Below are 20,043 nucleotides of genomic sequence, written 5' to 3' on the forward strand. Positions count from 1 at the left end.
GAGCCAGGAACTAGGCTGGGACACTGTGCCGAACACCGCTGATACCGCATCGACCCCGCCCGCAGGCGACCCGAACTACCTGGTCGGGCTCGATCTGCGTGGACGCAGAGTAGTGGTGGTCGGCGGCGGAACCGTTGCCCAGCGCCGACTGGGCCTGCTCGTGGCCTCGGGTGCGGATGTGCACGTGATCAGCCGGGCCGTCACCCCGGCGGTGGAGGGCATGGCTACGGCGGGGCAACTCACCGTCGAACTGCGCGCTTACGCCGACGGCGATCTCGACGGCGCCTGGTACGCGATGGCCTGCACCGACGAACCGGAGACCAACGCCGCGGTGGTCGCCGAGGCCACCGCCAAGCGCATCTTCTGCGTCCGCGCCGACATCGCGCGCGACGGCACCGCGGTCACGCCCGCGACCGCCCGCTACGACGGACTCTCCCTCGGCGTGCTCGCCGGTGGTGCGCACCGCCGCTCGGCGGCTGTGCGCAACGGTCTCCTCGAAGCGCTGCAATCGGGTGTGGTGACCGATGATTCGGAACCGGTGACCCCCGGCGTCGCGCTCGTCGGCGGCGGTCCCGGCGATCCAGACCTGATCACCGTGCGTGGTCGCCGGCTCCTCGCGCGCGCCGATCTGGTCGTCGCCGACCGGCTCGCCCCGCCGGAACTGCTCGCCGAACTGGGCCCGCACGTCGAGGTGATCGACGCCGCGAAGATCCCGTACGGCCGGTCGATGGCCCAGGAGGCGATCAACCTCGCGCTCGTCGAAGGCTTCAAAGCGGGCAAGTTCGTGGTCCGGCTCAAGGGCGGCGATCCGTACGTGTTCGGTCGCGGCTACGAGGAGCTCGAGGCGTGCACCGAGGCAGGCATCCCGGTGACGGTGGTGCCCGGTGTCACGAGCCCGATCTCGGTGCCGGGCGCTGCGGGCATCCCGGTGACCCATCGCGGGGTCACCCACGAGTTCGTGGTCGTGAGCGGACACGTGGCCCCCGATCATCCCGATTCGCTCGTCGACTGGTCGGCACTGGCCAAGCTGCGCGGCACCATCGTGCTGATGATGGCGGTCGAGCGGATCGACAAGTTCGCCGCGGCCCTGCTCGCCGGTGGCCGCCCGAGCGATACCCCGGCCGCGGTCATCCAGGAAGGCACCCTGCGCACGCAGCGGGTGGTGCGCGCCGACCTCGCCACAGTCGCCGACCGGGTCAAGGAAGAGGGCATCCGCCCGCCCGCGATCATCGTCATCGGCCCCACGGCGGGCTTCGGCCTCGACTAGCTTCACCGACGGCGCGCCCACTCGTTGCCGGTGCGCCAATTACACTGCCTCACTGTGCTCGATAAACCCGCTGCGACGATGCAGTATCCGGTGAAGCAGCGGGCGTTCGGCCTGGCCATCCTCGTGCTGAGCGGTCTGCAGTTCATGGTGGTGCTCGACGGCACCGTCGTGATCTTCGCCCTGCCGCGCCTGCAGCAGGACATGGGGCTGTCCAGTTCCGGTAGCGCGTGGACGGTGACCGCCTACGGCCTCACCTTCGCGGGACTGATGCTGCTCGGTGGCAGGCTCGGCGACGCGTTCGGCCGCAAACGCATGCTGATCTACGGTGTCGGCCTGTTCACCGCCGCCTCGCTGGCGTGTGGTCTGGCCACCGGTGAGGCGATGCTGCTGATCTCGCGCGCCTTCCAGGGCGCGGGCGCCGCCATCGCGGCACCGACGGCGTTCGCACTGGTCGCGACGACTTTCGCACCCGGGCCGGCCAGGAACCAGGCGATCGCGATCGTCGGCTCGATGGCGGGCATCGGATCGGTCGGTGGTCTCATCGTCGGCGGTGCGCTGACCGAGGTCGGGTGGCGCTGGATCTTCCTGATCAATGTCCCGATCGGCGCGCTCATCGTGCTCGGCGCGGTCTACAAGCTCACCGACACCGAACACCACCGCACGCCGCTCGACATCAAGGGCGCGATCCTGGGCACCCTGGCCTGCGCGACGATCGTGTTCGGCGCCACCGAGGGCCCGGCCATGGGCTGGACGAGCCCACTGATCCTCGGTTCGCTGATCGGCGGTTTCGTCCTGCTGGTGATCTTCGTCTTCGCCGAGCGACGCGAATCCGATCCGCTGCTGCCCTGGTCGCTGTTCGACAGCCGCGACCGGGTCGCCACCTTCGTTCTGATCTTCCTGGCCGGTGCGGTGCTCGGCGCGATGACGTTCTTCGTCGCCCAGCTGCTGCAGAACGTGCTCGGCTACAGCCCGCTGCTGGCCGGTGTCGCCTCGATCCCGTTCACCATCGGCATCGGTGTCGGCGGTGCCGTGGCCTCCAAGGCCGCGCTGGTGATCGCGCCGCGCTGGTTGCTCGCCACCGCGGGTGTGGTGCTCGCCGTCGGCCTGTTCTTCGGGTCGACACTGGACCGGCACGTGCAGTACCTGCCGACGCTGCTGGCCCTGCTGCTGGTGATCGGCTTCGGCGTCGGGATGGCGATCGTGCTCGCTCCGCTGTGCGTGCTGGTCGGGGTTCCGCCGTCGAACATCGGCCCGCTCTCGGCGGTCGGCCAGATGTTCATGAGCTTGGCGACACCGATCGCCATCGGTCTGCTCAGCCCGATCGCGGCGTCGCGCACGCTGTCGCTCGGCGGCAGCGATACCCCCGGCGCGAACACGACGCCCGCCGAGATCGACGCGCTCAACAGCGGCTACACCCTGGTGCTGTTCATCTGCGCGATCATCGCCGCCGTCGCCGCGCTCGTCGCGCTGACCGTGCGCTACACCCCGCAACAGCTCGTGCAGGCACAGCACGCGCAGGAAGAGGCCCAGCGGAGCTGACTCCGCCGGGCCCGCTGGTCAGAAGCGTCCGGCGACCTTGGTGGGGGTGACGCGGATGACGACGCGTTCGGCGTCGTTCACCGAGGCCGGGTTGAACTCGCGATACGGCTTGCCGGTGTATTTGAGCGACATCTCGTCCGGCAGCGCCCGCTCGGGATCCGGTGTGGTGGTGGCGGTTCCGCGTACCTCGGCGTACAGGAACGGCCGCTCCGGCGGGTTCACCATCACGGTGATCCGCGGGTCACGCACCAGGTTCTTGGCCTGCTGTCGTGAGACGGTGGTGGAGAACAGCAGTTCGTCACCCTCGCGTTTGATCCAGACCACGGTCAGATGCGGATGCCCGTTGGGCCCGACGGTGGCGACGGTCGCGTAGACCTTCTCCTCGTCGAGGTACGACTTCAGTTCATCGGAAAGCACTGCGGTATCGGTCACGCTCTTGGACAACGCGCTGCCCGGCCGGGTCATTCCGGCCAGGATTCGAGGGGTGGACAGGCGTTGCCCGAGCGCGTCGATCAGTCGCGCAGCGCGGAAAACGCAGCCACCGGGCGCGGTGTCGGTGTGTCCACACGGCGGCGTGGTAGACGTTGCGGCCATGAGTCGCACGCTGGTGTGGGTACTGGAGCTCGGGCTGACCGTCCTCGGTGTGGTCTGGTTGTCGCTCTTCTCGTGGACAACCGGCGGGATCGGCCTGTTGCTGGTCTGGAATCTCCTGGCCGTCGCCTACGTCGCGACGGGCTGGCTGCTGTTGCGCCGCGACCTGCCCGACGACTCCATCGACTGGATCGGTCCACGCTGGTACACCACCACTTTCGCGGTGGTGGCCAGTGGCGCCGGGCTGGCGGCCGGGATGATCATGATCGGTGCCCGCGACAGCGAGGCCGACAACGCCGTCGCGGCGGCGACGGTGCTGATGTCGTGGTTGCTCCTGCACACCGCGTTCGCGCAGATCTACGCGCGGGCCCAGTTCGCCGACGGGGGACTGCGTTTCCCGGAGTGCCCGGTTCCGCAGCTGTCGGAGTTCGTGTACTTCTCGTTCACCATCGGCACCTCGTTCGCGGTTTCGGATGTGAAGGTGGTGCAGCGGTCGATGCGCCGGCGCGTCACCGCCCACAGCGTGCTGAGCTTCTTCTTCAACGCCGCCGTCGTCGCCATCGCGATCGACTGGATCAAGGGGTAGCGACGGTGTGCGCGTCGGCGACGGTGAGGGCTTGGTCGAGGATGGCGAGCCCCTCCTTGGCCTCGGCCTCGGTGATCACACACGGCGGGACCACGTGCAAGCGGTTGAAATTGACGAACGGCAGCATCCCGCCGGTGCGGCAGGCGGCCACCAGTTCGGTCATCGCGGGGCTGGTGCCGCCGTAGGGGGCCAACGGCTCGCGGGTGGCCCGGTTCCGGACCAGCTCGACGGCCCAGAAGACACCGAGCCCGCGGACTTCGCCGATGCTCGGATGCCGTTGCGCCAGTTCACGAAGGCCGGGCCCGATGACCTTCGCGCCGATGTCGGCGGCATTCTCGACAATGCCTTCCTCGGCCATCGCGGTGATCGTCGCGACGGCAGCGGCGGTCGCCAGCGGATGACCGGAATAGGTGAGCCCGCCGGGATACGGGCGGTGGGCGAAGGTCGCCGCGACGGCCGCGTTGATCGCCACGCCACCGAGCGGGACATACCCGGAGTTCACGCCCTTGGCGAAGGTGATCAGATCGGGTACGACATCGAAATTGTCGATGGCGAACCACTTTCCGGTCCGGCCGAAGCCGGCCATCACCTCGTCGGCGATGAAGACGATGCCGTGCTTGTCGCACAGTGCGCGCACTCCACGCATGTACTCCGTGGTCGGCACCATGATGCCCGCGGTGCCCGGGACCGACTCCAGGACGATCGCGGCGATGGTGGCCGGACCCTCCATCTCGATGGTGCGTTCGAGATGGGCCAGCGCGCGTTCGGTTTCCTGTGCCTCGTCGGTGGCGTGGAACTCCGAGCGATACAGGAACGGGCCGAAGAAGTGCACGGTGCCGGTGTTGCCGTGGTCGTTGGGCCAGCGGCGCGGGTCGCCGGTGAGGTTCACCGCGGTCTCGGTGCCGCCGTGGTAGGAGCGGTAGCGCGAGAGCACCTTGTAGCGGCCGGTGTGCAGTCGTGCCATCCGGACGGCGTGCTCGACGGCGTCGGCGCCGCCGTTGGTGAAGAAGATCGTGTCGAGGTCACCGGGCGTGCGTTCGCTGATCAGGCGGGCCGCTTCCGAGCGGGCGTCGTTGGCGAACGACGGCGCGACAGTGCAGAGTTTCGCCGCCTGCTCCTGGATCGCGGCGACGACCTTCGGATGCTGGTGGCCGATATTGGTGTTCACCATCATCGAGGAGAAGTCGAGCAGGCGGTTGCCCTCGCCGTCCCACACGTAGCACCCCTCGGCGGCGGTGAGCACCATCGGCGTGAGAGTCGCTTGCGCGGACCAGGAATGGAAGACGTGGCGGCGGTCGAGCTCGTAGGCGCGAGCGGCCTCTTCGGAAAGCGTCATGGCGAAGTCTCCTGAAGTCACTTGTTCTGTGGGAAACCGAGTTCCAGCCCACCGTGGCTCGGGTCGAGCCAGCGGGTGGTGACCGCTTTGGTGCGGGTGAAGAAGTGCACGCCGTCGGTGCCGTGCGCGTGCGAGTCACCGAACAGGGAATTCTTCCAGCCGCCGAAGCTGAAATAGGCCATCGGCACCGGGATCGGGACGTTGATGCCGACCATACCCACCTCCACCTCGTGCTGGAACCGTCGTCCCGCGCCGCCGTCGTTGGTGAAGATGGCGGTGCCGTTGCCGTAGCGGTTCGCGTTGATCAGCGCCACCGCCTCCTCATAGGTGCCGACCCGCACGACCGACAGCACCGGGCCGAAGATCTCGTCGGTGTAGACGCTCATGGTCGGGGTGACCTCGTCGAGAATCGTGGGGCCCAGCCAGAATCCGTCCGGTGCGCCGTCGACGGTGAGGTTGCGCCCGTCGAGCACCACCCGGGCACCGGACGTCTCGCCCGCGTCGATGTACTCGGCCACCCGGTCGCGGTGCGCCCGGGTGATCAGCGGGCCCATCTCGGCGCCGCCGGTGCCGTCACCGGTGACGATGTTCGCGGCTCGTGCACTGATCTTGGTGACCAGTTCGTCGGCCACCCCGCCGACGGCGACGACCACGCTGATCGCCATGCACCGCTCACCCGCCGACCCGAAACCGGCGTTCACGGCGGCATCGGCGGCCAGGTCCAGATCGGCGTCGGGCAGCACCACCATGTGGTTCTTCGCACCGCCGAGCGCCTGCACCCGCTTGCCCGCCGCGGTGCCGCGCTGGTACACGTACTTGGCGATCGGGGTCGAGCCGACGAACGAGACGGCCTTGACGGCCGGGTTGTCCAGGAGCTCGTCGACCGCGACCTTGTCGCCCTGCACGACATTGAACACACCGTCGGGCAGGCCTGCCTCCTGCCACAGCCGCGCCAGCCACAGCGCCGCCGACGGGTCCTTCTCGCTCGGCTTGAGCACCACCGTGTTGCCCGCGCCGATCGCCAGCGGGAAGAACCACATCGGCACCATGGCGGGGAAGTTGAACGGCGCGATGATCGCGACCGGACCCAGCGGCTGCCGGATCGAGTAGATGTCGACGTCGGTCGAGGCGTTCTCGGTGAAGCCGCCCTTGAGCAGATGCGGGACACCACAGGCGAATTCGACGACTTCGAGCCCACGGGTCACCTCGCCGAGCGCATCGGCGGCCACCTTGCCGTGTTCGGCGGTGATCACCGCGGCCAGTTCGGTCTTCCGCTCGGACAGGAGCTCGCGGAAGCGGAACAGCACCTGGGTGCGGCGGGTGAGTGAGGCATCACGCCAGGAGGCGAAGGCCACCGTCGCGGCGTCGATCGCGGCGCGGGTGTCGGCCACATTGGCCAGCGCGAGCTCCCCGGTGACGGCGCCGGTGGCGGGATTGGTCACCGGCGCGGTGGTCTCGCTGCTGCCGCTGACCGATTTGCCGTCGATCCAATGCCCGATGGACTGCATGAATGCCTCGTTTCGCCGGTGGTGTGGTGCTTCCACCCTGGTCCATCCGGAGCCTCCGGTGGGCCGACGATATGTACACAATCATGGCATTCGTATTACGATTTGTCAGTGCTGTTGACGGTGGCTGATGTCCTCGCGACGCCGGTGATGCAGGCCGGGCAACCCGAGGTCATCTGTGCCGCGAACCTGGACCGGCCGGTGCGCTGGGTGCATGTCAGCGACCAGGCCGAGGTGGCCGACCTCCTGGTCGGCTCGGAGCTGATCCTGACCACCGGGCAGGCGCTCGCCGCGCCCGAGCAGGCGCGAATCGTCTACCTGAGATCGCTGTCGGCCGCCGGCGTCGCGGGACTGGTCGTGGAACTGGGCAGCTATGTGAGCGAGCTCGGGCCCGTGGTCGCCGCCACGGCCGCCGAACTCGGGTTGCCGGTGATCGTGCTGCACCGGGTGACCCGCTTCGTGGAGATCACCGAAGCCGTCCATCGGGCGATCGTCGCCGACCAGTACGCCGAACTCGAATTCGCGCGCACCGTGCACGAGACCTTCACCGAGCTGAGCGTGCGCCGCGCCGCGCTGGCCGAGATCGTGCAAACTGCCGCGAGCATGCTCGACGCGTCGGTGGTGCTGGAAGACCTGTCGCATCGGGTGCTGGCGGCCACCGCCCGCCACACCAGTTCGGCCGCGCTGCTCGATGATTGGGAATCGGTGTCGCGGATGCTGCCCGACGGGTCCGGTGTGGTCGGCGTCGGACCGCACACGCAGCGCTGGGGCAGGCTGATCCTGCGCACCGAGCGGGCCCACACCGCGCGGGTGGGCATGGTCCTCGAACGCGCCGCGCAGACCATCACCCTGCACCGGATGATCGACAAGGACCGTTTCGGCCTGCACCGGCAGGCCCAGACCGGCCTGATCGCCGATTTGGTGGAGGGCCGGGTGACCGACGAGCGCGACGCGCAGGCGCGCGCGGCCGCCCTCGGTCTGCACCGCCGGGCCCGTTATGTGCCGCTGGCGATCGAGATCGACACCGAGCCGGCGCCGGATCCGGTGGCGGCGCAACGACGGAGCGAGGCCATCGTCGAAGCGGTGACGCATGCGCTCGGGCTGGTCGACGCGTCGGCGCTCAGTGCGGCGGAACACCGGCGAACGCGCGGTGGCGCCGATGGGGAGCAGGTCACCGTGATCCTCGCGGTGACGCGGGGCGGCGACGTCGACGGCAGGCTGGCGACGGTGTGTTCGGCGGTGCTGGCCGAGGTCCGCCGGGTCGACGGCGTGCGTCGTGCGGTCGTCGGCGTCGGCGCCGACTCCGATTCCCTCCTCGACACCGCGGGCAGGCTCGCGCATGCCGCGGGCGTCGCCGAGGTGGCCCTGTCGATGACCGCGGCGACGAATCGAATGTTCTTCCGCAGCGCGGATATTCGCCTGCGAGGTCTGCTGTCGCTGATCCGCGACGAGCCCGGCGTGCAGAGTTTCGCCGAGGCCGAACTCGGGGCACTGCTGCGCTACGACATCCGCCACACCGCCGACCTCACCGGCACGCTGCGCCGCTTCCTCGACCTGGCGGGCAACAAGACCGAGCTCGCCAAGGCGCTCGCGATCAGCCGGCCCACCCTCTACGACCGCCTCGCCCGCATCGAACGCGTCCTCGCCGTCGACCTCGACGACGGTGAATCGCGCACCTCCCTGCACGCCGCGCTGCTCGTGCGCGACCTCACCGCGGGTGGCCAGAAGCTCTAGGCCGTAGGGGTCAGCGGGGGAGGACTCCGCTCGACTCGACGGCGGCGACGATCAGGTCCGCGACGCCCCGCTGGCCCGCGAGGGTGGGGTGATAGGGGAGCAGGGTCCGATCGGCGAGAATCGGATCGAACCAGCGGACGCCAGGGTCGGCGCACATCCCGAATTCGCGGGAGGCGGTGACGGTATCGATGTACACGGCGCCGTGGTCGGCGGCCGCCCGCGCGACGACGGTGTTGAGGCGTTCGAACTTGGACTGGATGTAGGCGGCGTCGGCGGGGAGCAGGCCGAGCATGGCCGGGCAGCTGGTGTTCGTGAGATAGGTGGGCCAGCCGTCGACGAAGACGGTCGCCTCGGGAGCGCGCCGGGTGATATCGGCCAGCGCAGCGGCGTAGGCGGGCGCGATCGCGTCTATCTTGTTGTCCCACTCCGGATCTGCCTCGGCGGCACAACCACCGCTGAGTGCTCCGGCGTGACAGTGGCCGAGGATGAACTCGGTCATGCCCGCGTCGTTGGCGCCCAAGTGCAGGGTGACGATCTTGGTGGCGGGACCGAGTGCGTCGAACTGGGGGTCGATCCCGGCGCCTTGCGACCCGTACAGATCCGGGATCTTCGCCGAGCTGCAGGTCCGGTCGTCCAGCGCCAGCCCGAGTCTTCCGGCGACCAGCTTCGGCGCGTTGGAGGTGGATCGCACGCAGCGCAGCGGAGCCGTCAGGTCGAGATCGACCGCACCCGTGGTGGCTGCCCCGGAATCACCGAGCGCGACGTAGGTGGCGCCCGGGCGCACCTCGGCCTGGGCCACCGCGTGCGTCGACACCGAGACCATCAGCGCCACAGCGCCGGTGAGCAGCAAGCTCTTCATCGAACATCCTGATGGTTGTAGTTCAGTCTTTGCGGCCGGTGAGAGCAAGTGAGGTGCCGAGCCCGATCATCACCAGGCCACCGGTACCGCCGATGGCGGCGAGCCGACGGGGCGACCGCGCGAACCAGGACCGTGCCGACCCGGCCGCGAACGCCCAGAGCGAGTCGAAGATCAGGCCGAACACGGGGATGCAGAGCCCGAGGATCAACATCTGCTGAGGGACCGCACCGCGCGAGGTATCCACGAACTGTGGCAGCAGCGCCGCCAGGAAGACGATGGTCTTAGGGTTGGCGGCTCCGACGATCACGCCGTCGCGTAGCGCCGCCATCGGACTGTGCGCGGCCACGTCCTGCTCGGCGTGAAAGGCGGTCCGTAGCGCGTCACGATGGCGGATCGCCTGCACGCCGAGATAGACCAGATAGGCGGCGCCGACCAGTTTGATCGCGGTGAACACCGCCGCCGACGCCGCCACCACCGCGCCCAACCCGAACGCGACCGCCACGACTTGGCCGTACACCCCGACCGCATTGCCCACCACGGTCATCAGCGCCGATCGCCGCCCGACGGTGAGTGCCCGGCCGATCGTGAACAGGACGCTGGGTCCGGGCACGATCACCAGCAGAAACGCCAAACCCGCGAACGAGACCAGATGAGCCGAGGACACCATCGCCTCACGCTATCCGGCGGTGGGAGCGGTGACAACGGCCGCAGTGCGAGGGAACAACGATGCGGTGGCGGAGGTTGTGCTGCGCATGACGACACTCGGATTGATCGGTAGCGGACATATCGGATCCACCGTCGCGCGGCTGGCGGTGGACGCGGGCTATGACGTGGTGCTGAGCAACTCACGCGGACCGCAGACCCTGGCGGAGCTGGTCGCCGAGCTGGGTCCGCGGGCACGGGCGGCTACCCCGGCAGAGGCGGCCGAAGCAGGCGACTATGTGGTGGTCACGGTGCCGTTGAAGGCGTATCGGGACGTACCGGTCGCACCGCTCGCGGGCAAGGTCGTGTTCGACACCAACAACTACTATCCCGACCGCGATGGCGCCTTCCCCGAACTCGACGCCGACCAGACCACCACCAGCGAACTGCTGCAACGCCACCTGCCGGAATCGAAGGTGGTCAAGGCGTTCAACAACATCGCCTACGCCAACCTCGCCGAACTCGCCCGCCCGGCCGGTGCCACGGACCGGTCTGCCCTGCCCGTGTTCGGCGACGACCCCGCCGCCAAGAAGCTCGCCACCGACCTCATCGACGCCATCGGCTATGACGTGGTCGACGGTGGTTCCCTGGCCGAAAGCCGCCGCTCCCAACGGGATACCCCCGTTTACGTGCGCCCCTACGCCGCCGACGACAACTGGCCTCCCGCCTCGAAGCCCGCCGGCGCCGAGGAGGTGCGTGCGGCCCTGGCCGCCGCCGAGGTCTGAGCGCTGAGCGTCGTCCGGGTGGTATCGGGGGGGTTGTGGGTGTCGGTACCGACGACGAAACTTGTTGTATGAGTGCGTTGTCACAGAACCTGATGGACCGGTGGATCGCATTGGCCGGGATCGAGGCCGAACAGATCGGTGCCGGAGTGGTGGGGCGCTACAGCGAACCGCACCGCCGCTACCACACCGGCACGCACCTGGCGGTGATGCTCGCGGCCATCGACGAATTGGCCGATGCCGCAGCCGATATCGACGCCGTGCGCTACGCGGCGTTCTTCCACGACGCGATCTACGCCGTCGCCCGGGCCGACAACGAGGAGCGCAGCGCCGACCTGGGTCGTGACATCCTCGAATCGCTCGGTGCCGCACCGGAATTGGTCGAGGAGGTGGTGCGGCTCGTGGTGCTGACCCGCGGGCACCGTCCGCAGCCGGGCGATGCGAACGGTGCGGTGCTCTGTGATGCCGACCTCGTTGTCCTCGGCGGTACTCCGGAGGAATACGCCGCCTACACCACCGCGATCCGCGCCGAATACGCCCACGTGCCCGATGATCTGTTCCGGGCCGGGCGCGCCTCGGTGCTCCGCAATCTGGCCGACCAGCCCCGCCTTTTCCGCACCGACCTCGCCCACGACCGGTACGAGGCGATCGCCCGCGCCAACCTCGCCGCGGAACTGGCCGAACTCACCGCGGAGATCGGCTGACGGACCAGCTGCCCCGTTCTCGTCGTCAGAGAGCGGTGAGCATTTCGGCGGCCAGCGAGCCCGCGGAGGCGGGGTTCTGGCCGGTGTAGAGATTGCGGTCCACCTCGATGTGCGGGGCCCACGGGTCGCCTTCGCGGTAGTCGGCACCGAGTGCGACCAGGCGATCCTGGAGCAGCCACTTCGCCTTGTCGGCGAAGCCCGCCTGCGTTTCCTCGGCATTGCTGAACGCGGTGAGGCGGTAGCCCGCGAAGGGGGAGCTGCCCGACTCGGCGGTGGCGAGGAGCGCGGCGGGGGCGTGGCAGACGATGCCGAGCGGTTTGCCGGAGGCAAGGGCGTGGTCGAGGAGAGCGCCCGAGACCGGGTCGACGGCGAGATCCTGCATCGGGCCGTGACCGCCGGGGTAGAAGACGGCGTCGTAGTCGGCGAGGTCGACCTTGTCGAGAGCGAGCGGATTCCGCAATGCGTCGGCGCCGGACAGGATGTCGGCGACCGCCGCCGCACCGTCGGCGCCACCGTTGACCTCGGGGGCCAGGCTGGCCTGGTCGACCGTCGCGACAACGCCGTCCGGGGTCGCCACCGTGACGCTGTGGCCCGCCGCGGTGAAGGCCGTATAGGGCGCCGTGAATTCCTCGGCCCAGTAGCCGGTGGGATGTTCGGTGCCGTCGGCCAGTGTCCAATGATCAGTGCCGGTGAGAACGAACAGGATGTGTGCCATGGGAACAACGCTAGGGTTGACGGCATCTCCTGACCAATAGGATCGTCTATATGAGACATAGGTCAGCCGATGGGTCGATGGATCTGGTGCAGCTGCGGACCTTCCTCGCCGTGTTCCGCACCGGCTCGCTCACCGCGGGCGCTGCCCAGGTCGGGCTGTCCCAGCCGACCGTGACCACGCAGATCCAGGCGCTCGAACGGCACCTCGGCAGGCCGCTGTTCGAACGCCTGCCGCGCGGGGTGACGCCGACCGCCGCCGGTCACGAGCTCGCGGCGCGGGTCGGCGGTCCACTCGAGGAGCTGGAGGCGGTCGTCAGCGGTGCGGCGACCGCTCGGGCTGCCCCGCCCGAGCCGCCGGTGCTGCTCGGCGGACCGGCGGAGATGCTCGCCGCCAAGATCGTGCCCGCGTTGTCGCCGTTGGTCGCCGACGGTGTGCGGCTCACGGTCAGCACCGGTATGACCGACGAGTTGCTCGCTCGATTGCATTCGGGGGCACTGGACCTGGTCTTCGCCACCACCCGCCCGCGCGGCCGGACCGTGCTGGCGGAACCGCTCGTCGACGAGGAATTCCTTCTCGTCGCAGCCCCGTCGATCGCCGACCGGATCGACGCCGACCGTCTGCGGGCCGAGGGGCCGATCGCGCTCGACGGCATCCCGCTCGTCAGCTACGCCGCCGATCTGCCGATCCTGCGTCGTTACTGGCGCCACGTCTTCGAGACCCGTCTGGAAGCCGAGCCCGCCCTGATCGTCGGCGATCTGCGCGCGGTACTGGCCGCTGTCACCTCGGGGGCGGGGATCAGCGTGCTTCCGCACTACCTGTGCGGTCGGGAACGGGCCGACGGAACGCTGGTCACGCTGCTCGATCCCGCCGACCCGCCGATCAACACCGGCTTCCTGGCCCGCCGGATCGGCGCACCGTCGCGACCACACGTCGACTTGGTTCGCGCCCGGTTGGTGGAGGCGGCCCGAGGTTGGCGGGCGGGGTGCGGCACATGACAGGCAAGCGAACGCTTGCACTTGACAGGCAAGTGCGCACTTGCCTATGGTTCGAGGGGAGTGAACGGAGCGTGCAGTGACCGATATCTTCACCGCCTTGGCGGATTCGACACGCCGCGCGCTTCTCGACGAACTGGCTGATCGCGACGGGCAAACCCTGTTCGAATTGTGCGCCCGGATCGTGAACAAGCACGGCATCAGCTCGTCACGTCAGGCGATCACCCAGCACCTGGGCGTACTCGAGGAAGCCGGTCTCGTCCATACCCGTCGGCAAGGCCGATACAAGTTCCATCACGCCGATTTCACGCCGCTACAGGCGATTTCGGTGCGTTGGCCCATCCCCCAGGAGGACACATGATCCGCATCGGAGTGACCAGCGTTTTCGTCGACGACCAGGCCAAGGCCGAGGCCTTCTACACCGACGTGCTCGGCTTCCAGATCAAGGACAAGGTCTCGCTCGGCGAATTCGACTGGCTCACCCTCGTCTCGCCCGCCGATGTCGACGGTATCCAGTTGCTGCTCGAGCCCGACCAGCATCCGGCCGCCAAGGCCTACAAAACGGCACTGAGCGCCGAAGGTATCCCCGTCATCGTCTTCACCGTCGACGATCTCGACGCCGAATACCGCCGCCTGCTCGACCGCGATGTCTTCTTCACGCAGGCCCCCGCCCCGATGGGCGCGTTCAGCACCGCGGTGTTCGACGACACCTGCGGCAACCTCATCCAGCTGATGGCGCCCGTCACCGAGTGATGATCAGAAGTTCGGTGGGGGAGGCGATTTCGGCACGCAGGCCTGCCTTGGTGGCTACCCGGGCAACGGCGCGGATGTCGGTGGGGTCGGCGCGGGTGAGCACCAGCGCGCGGGCAAGCAGACCCTTGTGATGTTTGTTGAAGTGGCTGACCACCGTGCGTGAGCCGTCCGGGTGCTCGGTGAGCACATTGGCGGTGACGGCGTCGGGGACTCGGCCGAGTTGCTGGTAGGTACCCGACCGCAGGTCGATGACGAGCTCGCCCGCGGCCTCCGCGTAGAGAGCGTCGGGCAGCACGTCGCGCCAGAGGGCCGAAAGTGTCGGCAGCCCTGGCAGTTTGGTGCCGCCGGAGAGGCGGTAGGCGGGGATGGGGTCGGCCGCGCGAACCGCGCCGAACAGGGCCGATCCGATCCCCAGGCGGGCATATGCCTTGGCCCGCTGCACCGTGGTGAACGACTTCGCGTCCAGGGCGTCGTAGAGGACCCCGGTGTAGCGCTCCAGGGCGGGGCGGGTCGCCGACGTGCGCAGGCTCGCGTTGCGGGCGATCTCCGCGTCGGCGCCTTTACCCAGCCCGAGCACCGCGGCCGAGGCCGCGGGGTCGGCCGCCAGCTGGACGACCTCGGTGATCAACTTGTCGCGAACCGCGCTGAGCTGCGGCATCGCGAGATCGGCGAGGTCCAGCGGCGCGCCCGATCCGCCGTCGGACTTGGTTTCGGAGGGAGGCAGCAGCACCAGCACGATCGACAACGGTAATCGTCGCCGAAACCGGCACCGCGCCCCGCCCCGCCGCGGACCGGTCGTCCGTGGTCAGCGGCGGGGCCGGACCGCCCCGATCCGCTGTCCGCGTGGTTCAGCGCACGGCCTCGAGGAACTTGCGCGTCCGCTCGTTGGCCGGTGCTTCGAAGATCTGCTCCGGCGGGCCCTGCTCGACGATGCGACCGGAGTCGAACATCAGTACCCGATCCGACACCTCGCGCGCGAAACGCATCTCGTGGGTGACGATCAGCATGGTGATGTCGGTGGTTTCGGCGATGGTGCGCAGCACGTCGAGGACGTCGCCGACCAGCTCCGGATCCAAGGCCGACGTCACCTCGTCGAGCAGCATGACCTTCGGATCCATCGCACAGCACCGCGCGATCGCGACCCGCTGTTGCTGCCCACCCGACAGCTGCGAGGGATGCGCGTCGGCCTTGTCCGACAGGCCGACGACGTCGAGCAGATGGCGAGCACGTTCGCGCGCTTCATCTTTCGACTTGCCGAGCACGTGGATCGGCGCCTCGGTGATGTTCTCCAGCACCGTCATGTTCGGGAACAGGTTGAACTGCTGGAACACCATGCCGATCTTGGTCCGCACCGCGCGCAGGTGTTTCTCCTTGGCGGGCACCAGCTTTCCGCCGCGCTCGGTGTGGGTGAGTGGTGCACCGTCGACCCAGATCACGCCGTCGCTGATCGTCTCCAGGGTCATCAGCAGCCGCAGAATGGTGGTCTTGCCCGACCCCGACGGCCCGATCAGGGTGACCTTCTCCCCGCGGCGCACGCTGAAATCGAGGTGATCGAGCACGGTGAGGTCGCCGAAGCGCTTGACCACCTGATCGAATCGGATCATCTCGTCAGTAGTAGGCAAGTCGCTTCTCCAGTCTTCTGATCAGCACAGACGTCGGGTAGCTGGCGACGAGGAAGAACACCCCGGCCATCGTGATCGACTCCAGGTACGCGAAATTGCGGGCCCCGAATTGCTGTGCGGCGGTCACCAATTCGACGACCGAGATGGCGAACAGGAACGGTGTGTCCTTGAACATCGAGACGGCGTTGGTGCCGAGCGCGGGCAGGCTCGCCCGGATCGCCTGCGGCAGGACCACCGCACCCCAGGTGCGGGCAGGCGGCAACGACAGTGCGCGCGCTGCCTCCCACTGTCCCTTCGGCACCGCCTCGATCCCGGCTCGATACACCTCGGCCAGGTAACTCGAATAGTGGATGCCCAGCACCACGATGCCGATCTGCAACGCCGAGAACTGCGTGAACAGGGTGTAGGCGAACAGCAGTTGCACGACCAGCGGGGTGAGCCGGACGAACTCGCTCACCGCGTGCACCGGCGCGGCGATCGGGCGCGGCATCGTGCGACGGATGATCGCGATCGCCAGCCCGAGCGCCGCGGCCAGCGCGAAGCCGAGCACCGTGGCCAGCAGCGTGATCTGGAATCCCTCCCACAGCACCGGCAGTGCCTCGCGGGCGCGCTCCCAACTCCATTCCGCACTCATGGCGCCACCTTCGTCTCGTCGGGCGCCAGGCTGAGGACCTCTTTGAGCGATGCCCCACGACCCAGCTTGGTCTTGGCGCGGGTTTCGAGCAGGTTCATGCCCAGGGTGAGCAGGTAGCCGAGGACGAAGTAGATGACCAGGCCGACACCGAAGGAGAACAGCGTGTCGCTGGTGGTCTTGCGCAGGTCACCGATCTCGTAGGTCAGGTCGTGCAGGGTGATGTAAGACGCTACGGCGGTGCCTTTGAGCAGGTGGACCAGCAGATTGGTCAGCGAGGGCAGCATCAGCGCCCACGCTTGCGGGAACAGCACCCTGCGCATCCGCTGCCACGGACTGAAGTTCAGCGCGACCGCCGCTTCGAACTGCGCGCGCGGCACCGCGTTGAGCGCGCCGCGCACCACCTCGGCGCCGTAGGCACCGTAGTTGAGGCCGAGCGCCAGGATGCCGCAGAACAGCGGGTCGAGTTTGTAGCCGAGCAACGGCAGTACATAGAACAGCCAGAAGATCTGCACCAGCAGGGAGGTACCGCGGAAGAATTCGATCATGACCCTGGCACTGCCGCGTGCCGCGAGATTGCGCACGCGGGCGGTGGTGCCGAGGGCGAGGGCGAGGACGAACGCGAGCAGCGCGCCGCCGATGGTCAGCTCCAGCGTGACCGCGATGCCCTGCCACAACGAGGGCAGGGCATCGCGGACCGCATCGAAATTGCTCATGCCTGGATCAGATTTCGCCCTTGCACAGCTTGGCCGTCGTGTACTTCGGATCGGGCAGCTCGCGCTCGGTGAACCCGAATTTCCCGACGATCGACAAGTACTTGTCCTTGTCGCCGGTGATCTTGGCCAGCTCGGCGTTGTAGGCGGCGAGCAGATCGGGATCGGTGGTGCGGAACACGGTGCCACCGGCGCCGACCTGCGGCTTGCCGTCGATGACGGCCACGAACGACGGTGTCACGTCGACCGCGGCGTTGGGGGTGTGACTCTTGAGCCAGTTCAGCGAGATCGCGGTGAGCGCGAATACGTCGGCGCGCCCGGAGGTGACCGCGTCCATGCCGTCCTGCGGGGTGCCGACCTGGGTGGCGTCGATGCCCAGCGAGCTGGCGTAATCGGATTCGATGGCGCCGGTCATCGCGGCCATCTTCGCGCCACTGGCCTTGATCGACTGCATATCCGTCAAATTCATCGGATTACCGGGTTTCACCATCAGTGCGGTGGTGTACATGAATTCCGGTTCGCTGAAAGATGCCTGTTCACAGCGTTTCGGCAAGATCGACATACCGGCGCTGACCGCGTCGAATCGATTGGCCTGCAGACCGGGGATCAGTGCGCCGAACTCGGTTTGCACACCGTCGACGGTCTTGATGCCGAGGTTGGCGAAGATCTCCTTGTGCAGGGCCACCGTGGCACCGGTGAGCTGGCCTCCCTCTTCGAACGAATAGGGCGCCTCACCGGCGAAACCCACGGTGATCGTGCCCTTGTCCTTCAGTGACTGCAGGAGCTGACCGCTCTCGGTGGTCTCGGTCTTGGTGCATCCGGCGAGGGCCGCGGCCACCAACGCGGCTCCGGTGAACACCGCTGTACAGCGCTTCGACATGGATTTCGTCTCAGCCATTGTGACCTCTCGCAAGGGTGGCGTCGCCGCCACCAATTTTCTGTTGTAAGTGCGTAATTGACGTATAGAGAAAATCTAGTCACGTAAGAATTGCCAGATGCGGTTACGTTATCAGGTTGTTATCTGATGATTGAAATAGATTTGTAATGGGTAACCTGATATGCGGTCTTTTGTCGGAACCGGTTTTCGGCGGCTGGCGGGCGCCCAGGTGGTATTCGGCTGTCGTCCTGCCCGGACCAGGGACTACCCTGTGCATCCGTGATCACCCGCCTCTCCCGCCTGTTCCTGCGCACCCTGCGAGACGATCCCGCCGACGCCGAGGTGCCCAGCCACAAACTGCTCGTTCGCGCCGGCTACGTCCGCCGGGTCGCCCCCGGTGTGTACTCGTGGCTTCCGCTCGGTCTGCGCACGCTGCGCAAGATCGAGGACGTGGTGCGCCAGGAGATGGACGCCACCGGCGCCCAGGAGATCTCGCTGCCGGCGCTGCTGCCGCGCGAGCCCTACGAGACCACCAACCGGTGGACCGAGTACGGGCCGGGCCTGTTCCGGCTCAAGGACCGCAAGGGCGGTGACTACCTGCTCGGGCCCACCCACGAGGAGCTGTTCGCGCTCACGGTCAAGGGTGAGTACAACTCCTACAAGGATCTGCCGGTCACGCTCTACCAGATCCAGACCAAGTACCGCGACGAGGAACGTCCCCGCGCGGGCATCCTGCGCGGCCGCGAGTTCGTGATGAAGGACTCCTACTCCTTCGACATCGACGACGACGGTCTCACCAACAGCTACGCCACCCACCGCAAGGCCTATCAGGCCATCTTCGAACGGCTCGATGTCGAGTACGTGATCGTGGCCGCCACCTCCGGCGCCATGGGCGGCAGCGCGTCCGAGGAGTTCCTCGCCGCCAGCCCCGTCGGTGAGGACACCTACGTGCGCTGCGTCGAGTCCGGCTACGCGGCGAACGTGGAAGCCGTGGTCACGCCCGCGCCCGCGCCGCTGCCCATCGAGGGTCAGGCCGCCGCGGTCGAATACGACACCCCGAACACCCCCACCATCGCGACGCTGGTCGACTGGGCCAACGAGGCGAAGGTCCTCGACCGCACGGTGACCGCCGCCGACACGTTGAAGAACGTGATGGTGAAGCTGCGCCACCCCGACGGCAAGACCGAGATCCTCGGCATCGGCGTCCCCGGTGACCGCGAGGTCGACGACAAGCGTCTGGGCGCCGCCGTCGAACCCGCCGAGGTGGAACTGCTCACCGAGGCCGACTTCGCCGCCAACCCGTTCCTGGTGAAGGGCTACATCGGCCCGAAGGGCCTGGCCGCCAACGGTGTTCGCTACCTCGTCGATCCCCGCGTCGTCGACGGCACCGCCTGGATCACCGGCGCCGACGCGGCGGGCAAGCACGTTGTCGGCCTGGTCGCCGGCCGCGACTTCACCCCCGACGGCACCATCGAGGCCGCCGAGGTCCGCGACGGCGATCCCTCGCCCGACGGCGCGGGCCCGCTGGTGTCCGCCCGTGGCATCGAGATCGGCCACATCTTCCAGCTCGGCCGCAAGTACACCGACGCCTTCGACGTCGACGTGCTCGGCGAGAACGGCAAGCCGGTCCGCCTCACCATGGGTTCCTACGGCATCGGCATCTCCCGCATGGTCGCGGTGATCGCCGAACAGCAGCACGACGAGAAGGGCCTGCGCTGGCCCGCCGAAGTCGCCCCGTTCGACGTGCACGTCGTCATCGCCAACAAGGACGCCGCCGCCCGTGACGGCGCCGAACACGTCGTCGCGGGCCTGGACGCCGAAGGCCTCGAGGTCCTCTTCGACGACCGCACCGCCTCGCCCGGCGTGAAGTTCAAGGACGCCGAACTGCTCGGCATGCCCTGGATCCTGGTCATCGGCCGCGGCTGGGCCGAAGGCAAGGTCGAACTGCGCAACCGCTTCACCGGCGAAGCCGAGGAGATCCCGGCCGAAGACGCCGTCAGCGCGGTCACCGCTAAAATCCGCGGCTGACTTCCGATCCAGCTAGGCGCCTCTGCTGCTACGGCGGCTAGCTGGATTGGGTGGACCCCCAAATCGCTGACCGTTGCGGAGTGACGATCGCCTGAATCCGATATCGGTCGGGGATGCGGAAATGCGTTGTGGCCGGTGGCGGAATCCGGTCGAGCTCCTCGGGATGG

At 68.1% G+C, this 20,043-nt stretch carries 21 protein-coding genes; 10 read left to right on the forward strand and 11 right to left on the reverse strand.

Features of this window, described 5'->3' with window-relative positions; all coding sequences use genetic code 11:
* Positions 1 to 25 precede the first annotated feature (25 nt).
* Positions 26 to 1,267, forward strand: a complete 1,242-nt coding sequence (cobA, locus tag ACWF99_RS25100) for a uroporphyrinogen-III C-methyltransferase (RefSeq protein ID WP_378626486.1) — start codon at positions 26 to 28, stop codon at positions 1,265 to 1,267.
* 78 nt (positions 1,268 to 1,345) lie between these two features.
* Positions 1,346 to 2,806 carry an MFS transporter gene (locus ACWF99_RS25105; RefSeq protein WP_378628251.1) on the forward strand — a complete coding sequence of 487 codons (1,461 nt, stop codon included), beginning with the start codon at positions 1,346 to 1,348 and terminating at the stop codon, positions 2,804 to 2,806.
* A gap of 18 nt (positions 2,807 to 2,824) precedes the next feature.
* Here the strand turns inward: ACWF99_RS25105 and ACWF99_RS25110 are convergent, their stop codons facing one another.
* Complete coding sequence (locus tag ACWF99_RS25110; RefSeq protein WP_378626487.1) at positions 2,825 to 3,400, reverse strand: PPOX class F420-dependent oxidoreductase; 576 nt, start codon at positions 3,398 to 3,400, stop codon at positions 2,825 to 2,827.
* On the opposite strand from ACWF99_RS25110, the gene ACWF99_RS25115 reads away from it, so the two are divergent.
* On the forward strand, positions 3,399 to 3,983 hold the full coding sequence (locus ACWF99_RS25115) for a DUF1345 domain-containing protein (RefSeq protein ID WP_378626489.1): 585 nt from the start codon (positions 3,399 to 3,401) through the stop codon (positions 3,981 to 3,983). The genes ACWF99_RS25110 and ACWF99_RS25115 overlap by 2 nt on opposite strands.
* Here ACWF99_RS25115 and ACWF99_RS25120 read toward each other — a convergent pair.
* Together ACWF99_RS25120 and ACWF99_RS25125 are read right to left on the reverse strand one after the other, a co-directional pair.
* Positions 3,973 to 5,319, reverse strand: coding sequence for an aminotransferase class III-fold pyridoxal phosphate-dependent enzyme (locus tag ACWF99_RS25120; RefSeq protein WP_452537557.1), 1,347 nt, complete (start codon positions 5,317 to 5,319; stop codon positions 3,973 to 3,975). The two genes, ACWF99_RS25115 and ACWF99_RS25120, sit on opposite strands and share 11 nt — an antisense overlap.
* A gap of 17 nt (positions 5,320 to 5,336) precedes the next feature.
* Complete coding sequence (locus ACWF99_RS25125; protein WP_452537558.1) at positions 5,337 to 6,827, reverse strand: CoA-acylating methylmalonate-semialdehyde dehydrogenase; 1,491 nt, start codon at positions 6,825 to 6,827, stop codon at positions 5,337 to 5,339.
* A gap of 108 nt (positions 6,828 to 6,935) precedes the next feature.
* On the opposite strand from ACWF99_RS25125, the gene ACWF99_RS25130 reads away from it, so the two are divergent.
* Positions 6,936 to 8,558, forward strand: a complete 1,623-nt coding sequence (locus tag ACWF99_RS25130; RefSeq protein ID WP_378626493.1) for a PucR family transcriptional regulator — start codon at positions 6,936 to 6,938, stop codon at positions 8,556 to 8,558.
* A gap of 10 nt (positions 8,559 to 8,568) precedes the next feature.
* Here the strand turns inward: ACWF99_RS25130 and ACWF99_RS25135 are convergent, their stop codons facing one another.
* Both ACWF99_RS25135 and ACWF99_RS25140 read right to left on the reverse strand, forming a co-directional pair.
* Complete coding sequence (locus tag ACWF99_RS25135; RefSeq protein ID WP_452537559.1) at positions 8,569 to 9,417, reverse strand: SGNH/GDSL hydrolase family protein; 849 nt, start codon at positions 9,415 to 9,417, stop codon at positions 8,569 to 8,571.
* Between the two features lie 22 nt (positions 9,418 to 9,439).
* Positions 9,440 to 10,084: a LysE family translocator gene (locus ACWF99_RS25140; protein ID WP_378626496.1), complete on the reverse strand. Its 645-nt coding sequence runs from the start codon at positions 10,082 to 10,084 to the stop codon at positions 9,440 to 9,442.
* Between the two features lie 76 nt (positions 10,085 to 10,160).
* Between ACWF99_RS25140 and ACWF99_RS25145 the strand changes: the two genes are divergently transcribed.
* Together ACWF99_RS25145 and ACWF99_RS25150 are read left to right on the forward strand one after the other, a co-directional pair.
* Entirely contained in the window at positions 10,161 to 10,844 is a 684-nt protein-coding gene (locus ACWF99_RS25145; RefSeq protein WP_378628252.1) for an NADPH-dependent F420 reductase, read from the forward strand.
* Between the two features lie 68 nt (positions 10,845 to 10,912).
* Positions 10,913 to 11,545: an HD domain-containing protein gene (locus ACWF99_RS25150; protein ID WP_378626497.1), complete on the forward strand. Its 633-nt coding sequence runs from the start codon at positions 10,913 to 10,915 to the stop codon at positions 11,543 to 11,545.
* Positions 11,546 to 11,570: 25 nt separating this feature from the next.
* Here ACWF99_RS25150 and ACWF99_RS25155 read toward each other — a convergent pair whose 3' ends face one another.
* Positions 11,571 to 12,260, reverse strand: a complete 690-nt coding sequence (locus ACWF99_RS25155) for a type 1 glutamine amidotransferase domain-containing protein (RefSeq protein ID WP_452537560.1) — start codon at positions 12,258 to 12,260, stop codon at positions 11,571 to 11,573.
* A 50-nt stretch (positions 12,261 to 12,310) separates the two neighbouring features.
* Between ACWF99_RS25155 and ACWF99_RS25160 the strand changes: the two genes are divergently transcribed.
* From ACWF99_RS25160 to ACWF99_RS25170, 3 genes are all read left to right on the forward strand, one after another.
* Complete coding sequence (locus ACWF99_RS25160; protein WP_378626500.1) at positions 12,311 to 13,255, forward strand: LysR family transcriptional regulator; 945 nt, start codon at positions 12,311 to 12,313, stop codon at positions 13,253 to 13,255.
* Positions 13,256 to 13,331: 76 nt separating this feature from the next.
* Positions 13,332 to 13,613 (forward strand): ArsR/SmtB family transcription factor, encoded by a 282-nt coding sequence (locus tag ACWF99_RS25165; protein WP_378626502.1) that lies wholly within the window; start codon positions 13,332 to 13,334, stop codon positions 13,611 to 13,613.
* Positions 13,613 to 14,005, forward strand: a complete 393-nt coding sequence (locus ACWF99_RS25170; RefSeq protein ID WP_452537607.1) for a VOC family protein — start codon at positions 13,613 to 13,615, stop codon at positions 14,003 to 14,005. Before ACWF99_RS25165 ends, ACWF99_RS25170 begins: the two co-directional genes overlap by 1 nt.
* Here the strand turns inward: ACWF99_RS25170 and yaaA are convergent.
* The 5 genes from yaaA to ehuB all read right to left on the reverse strand — a co-directional run bounded on the left by yaaA (position 13,995) and on the right by ehuB (position 17,851).
* The gene (gene yaaA / locus ACWF99_RS25175) at positions 13,995 to 14,741 is read right to left on the reverse strand and encodes a peroxide stress protein YaaA (RefSeq protein WP_452537608.1); all 747 of its coding nucleotides are present in this window, start codon (positions 14,739 to 14,741) and stop codon (positions 13,995 to 13,997) included. The two genes, ACWF99_RS25170 and yaaA, sit on opposite strands and share 11 nt — an antisense overlap.
* Before the next feature lie 112 nt (positions 14,742 to 14,853).
* Positions 14,854 to 15,609 carry an ectoine/hydroxyectoine ABC transporter ATP-binding protein EhuA gene (gene ehuA, locus ACWF99_RS25180; RefSeq protein ID WP_378626505.1) on the reverse strand — a complete coding sequence of 252 codons (756 nt, stop codon included), beginning with the start codon at positions 15,607 to 15,609 and terminating at the stop codon, positions 14,854 to 14,856.
* 4 nt (positions 15,610 to 15,613) lie between these two features.
* Positions 15,614 to 16,261, reverse strand: coding sequence for an ectoine/hydroxyectoine ABC transporter permease subunit EhuD (gene ehuD, locus ACWF99_RS25185; RefSeq protein ID WP_378626507.1), 648 nt, complete (start codon positions 16,259 to 16,261; stop codon positions 15,614 to 15,616).
* The gene (ehuC, locus tag ACWF99_RS25190) at positions 16,258 to 16,974 is read right to left on the reverse strand and encodes an ectoine/hydroxyectoine ABC transporter permease subunit EhuC (protein ID WP_378626508.1); all 717 of its coding nucleotides are present in this window, start codon (positions 16,972 to 16,974) and stop codon (positions 16,258 to 16,260) included. The genes ehuD and ehuC overlap by 4 nt, the downstream gene beginning before the upstream one ends.
* Positions 16,975 to 16,981: 7 nt before the next feature.
* A complete protein-coding gene (gene ehuB / locus ACWF99_RS25195) occupies positions 16,982 to 17,851 on the reverse strand; it encodes an ectoine/hydroxyectoine ABC transporter substrate-binding protein EhuB (protein ID WP_378628257.1) in 870 nt (289 codons plus the stop codon).
* Positions 17,852 to 18,127: 276 nt separating this feature from the next.
* Between ehuB and ACWF99_RS25200 the strand changes: the two genes are divergently transcribed.
* A complete protein-coding gene (locus tag ACWF99_RS25200) occupies positions 18,128 to 19,876 on the forward strand; it encodes a proline--tRNA ligase (RefSeq protein WP_378626509.1) in 1,749 nt (582 codons plus the stop codon).
* Positions 19,877 to 20,043: the final 167 nt, after the last annotated feature.

This window comes from Nocardia sp. NPDC055002 (assembly GCF_053608825.1).